The organism is Sphingomonas sp. STIS6.2, from assembly GCF_000732685.2.
In the GTDB taxonomy this organism is placed as follows: Bacteria; Pseudomonadota; Alphaproteobacteria; order Sphingomonadales; family Sphingomonadaceae; genus Sphingomonas; species Sphingomonas aerolata.
Map to the genome: position 1 here is coordinate 1 of NZ_JPDP02000120.1, position 3308 is coordinate 3308.

Annotated in this window: 3 protein-coding genes; 2 read left to right on the top strand and 1 reads right to left on the bottom strand. The window is 57.0% G+C overall.

Annotation, left to right across the window (positions count from 1 at the left end; translation table 11 throughout):
- Positions 1 to 371: 371 nt before the first annotated feature.
- Together sphst_RS13710 and sphst_RS13715 are read left to right on the top strand one after the other, a co-directional pair.
- Positions 372 to 734: a globin domain-containing protein gene (locus tag sphst_RS13710; protein WP_199848980.1), complete on the top strand. Its 363-nt coding sequence runs from the start codon at positions 372 to 374 to the stop codon at positions 732 to 734.
- 90 nt (positions 735 to 824) lie between these two features.
- A complete protein-coding gene (locus sphst_RS13715; RefSeq protein WP_159043637.1) occupies positions 825 to 1316 on the top strand; it encodes a hypothetical protein in 492 nt (163 codons plus the stop codon).
- 50 nt (positions 1317 to 1366) lie between these two features.
- Here sphst_RS13715 and sphst_RS13720 read toward each other — a convergent pair whose 3' ends face one another.
- Positions 1367 to 3187, bottom strand: a complete 1821-nt coding sequence (locus sphst_RS13720; protein WP_031394090.1) for a diguanylate cyclase — start codon at positions 3185 to 3187, stop codon at positions 1367 to 1369.
- Positions 3188 to 3308 lie beyond the last annotated feature (121 nt).

Sequence of the window (3308 nt, forward strand, 5' to 3'; positions counted from 1 at the left end):
ACGATGTCTCCGAACGTAAATGGTAAGTGACTCGAGCGCATCGCTGAGCGCAACGTTCCAAATATCGTTCCGCCTATAAACTATCAGTTCTGCGCATCGCTCGTGGCGAATGATCCCTTCATCCCGGTCGAGCCTATGCCGCCCGTTTATCTCCTGCCTTCTTTTCATGCCGTTGTCGCAAAAGCGGGGACATTCGAGACGTCCGAAACTTAGCATATACGCGACAGTGCTACATTCTTCTCCTAGCCCGGCTGTTTATGCGGTGGAGTGTTATACGAGCTAGCACTTTTCCCCATCGCGGTGGCGTTAACTCGCCGGTGAGGCATTAGACTGCATTAGGGGGCATGGTACCCGCGCGACAGATTGCACTGGTGCAGGACAGCTTTGCACAGGTTCTGCCTATCACTGCCCAAGCGGCGTCCTTCTTTTACGAACGCCTCTTCGATCTGGCGCCTGACACTCGTCTGCTTTTTCGTGGCGACATGAGCTCGCAAGGGCGCAAGCTGTTCCAGACACTCGCTTTAGTCGTCGATGGGTTGGATAGGATCGAGGACGTGCTTCCTGTAGCCGGTGCCCTGGCTGTTCGGCATGTCGGCTATGGTGTCCATGAGGAGCATTATGGCGCGGTCGGCACAGCACTGATCGATACTCTTCGACATGGGCTTGGCCAGAGTTCGACGACGAAGTCGAATCCGCCTGGACGCTGGCTTATGGACTGCTCTCAGGTCACATGATGCTCGCGGCACGTGATGCTGTCCGGAGCGAAGTAGCCGCATGACGAACTCAGTAAGCTTGGATCAACCGGACAAACTTGGAAAACTTTTGTGCCAATGGCCGTAAAGGGCGAAGTGATCGCCGGAAAACCGCCTCTTTTCGGTCCTGCATCGGCACGCGCGGCTCTCGGCATGGAGGCAGAGACCTATGTCGCCCGCGCAGGTGAAATGATGAATCGTGCCCGGGCAATTGTGAGAGATAACCGAGTTCAGGCAATCGGCCTCTTTGAAGTGAAGCGGTTTCGGCTCTGTAATCACTTTTCGCGCTATCGAATCTTCAAGCATATCCAGATATTCAATCTAGTTATTCAACACGCTCCTGCGTCGAGCAAAGTCGTGGCGAAAGCAATGAAAATTTATTGTATAGAGCTGGGTGATACCTTTTCTCGTTATACCAATCGCTGGATTGGTCTGAAATCCAATGACTGGACAGATTATAGGCAGGACATGCTTTTAACGACAGAGATGATGCAGGCAAGCATCAATGCCGAGATTAGAGCTATCCGGCAGCTATTAATGATTTCAAGTCTTTACGCTGATTGAGGAGCGGTGCAGATTTAGTTCATACTAACACGCGGGTGCACCGCGGATAATCAGGCAGCAAGACGGCTGATCAGCGCCCGGTTGCGGCCGTCACGCTTGGCTTGGTAAAGTGCACCGTCTGCCGCCTGCATCAAGGTTGAACCATCGCGAGCCATGGCGTTCGTCCAGGTAGCGATGCCAAACGACATGCTTGTAGAACCTAGGGTAGTGCCATTCCTGTGGACGTTGAGCTCGCTAATCGCCTGGCGAACAGTGTCCACTCGGCTCATGAGAGCCTCAGCGCTCGTCCCAGGGGCAATGATGGTGAACTCTTCGCCGCCGTAACGGCAGACCACGTCACCGTCGCGGAAACGACTACGCATCTCCGCAGATACCGCCTGCAGTACTGCATCGCCGGCATCATGGCCGAACTCGTCGTTAAAGCGCTTGAAATGGTCGATGTCACACATGACCAGGCTGAGAGGTACGCCAGAGCGGCTGGCCCGGGCGATCTCCAGGGCGAGTGCTTCCTCCATATAGCGGCGGTTGAACAAGCCGGTCAGCGGATCGCGGATCGTCTGCTCGCGCAGGCTCCGCTGGAGCCGATGATTGACCAACGCCGACGAGATATTCTCGGCAAGGACCGTCAGAGGAAAGCGGCTCTCTGCATCAATGCGGCCTTGCAGGTAGAGAACGCCAATTACCTCGCCACCCGCTAGCAATGGCTCACAGTGGTATATCTCCTGCGCTCCTGCATGGCCGCAGACGATGTCACCCCCTGGTGCTGTCACACAGTGGCTTTGACCCCGTCGCAGCGCCCAACACTGGTCTGGCGCGAAGCCGTCCGAGGAGACTTCTAGCCCTCCCCAGTCAGCGACCGACACCAACAGGTTGCGAGAATTATTGTGCGCATACAGCGCGCCAGGGAGCCTGGGTAGCACACGGGGTACGAAAACCCGGATGATCTGAGCCAGTTCGTCATCGGTTCGTGCCGCCTGCATGCGGTGGGCCATGCCACCGAGCAACTCGATCACCTCGCTACGTTCTTGCAGAATTCGACTGTTTGTATGCAGTTCGGCGTTGGCGATCTGCAGATGCCGCTCACTACTCGCCTGCTCCGCTAGCGCGTGCTCCAGCTTCTCTGCCATCACATTATAGCCCTGCGCCAACTGCGAAAACTCGGCTGACCCCATCGCCGTGTCGATACGCGCTTTCTCGCCCTGGCCGAGTTCGGTCATGGCCTGCATGATAGTGCCAAGTGGCCGACGGATGCCGCGGACTAGCAGTGCGAAGCTGATCGCAACCAGCATCGCCACCACCGAGGCTCCGATCAAAGCTAGCCACTTGCCCTTTGCCAGTCGCCGGTTAGCTGCCTCGGCCCGGGTTGTCTGAAGGGCCCGCTCTTCCTCCAGGAAAGCCTGCGCACGCACAGTAATGGCGTCGGTCAGTTCGCGTCCCCGACCACTTGCAATTACCGCTGTGGCTGCAGCGAAATTACCCCCGCGACCCAGATCCAGCGGCTGACGTAAGCTTACGCCGCGATCGGCTATCAGTTTGCTGATCTCACGTGCGCGTCGGTGCTGGAGCGGATTGTCGACCGTCAGCGCTACTACGCGCTCGATCTGGCGTGTTGAGCTGGCAATCCGTTCCGCAAAGGATCGTGCGTATGCCGGATTGCGGGTAAGAACGAAGCCACGTTGCCCTGACTCCGCATCGCGCAGATCACCAAGCGCTTCCTCGGCGGTTTCTATAATCTCAGCCGAATGCGTGACCCAACCAAAGCTGTGGCTGGTCTGGTTTGATGCATCAGCCAGCAAGCCTGCCAGCGATGCGAGCGCCAGAACGACGATCAGGCTAATGACCGCTATGCGGGTCGAGAGGGATGCAAACATGGCCAAGGCCTACGGCATAGGCATTTAGCAGCCGTTACCGTCCCGATAACGGCTGCTAGCGGCAACAAGTGTGCTGCAGAACCAATACGCTTTTGTGGCGTTAGGAAACTTAGCGAAGCCG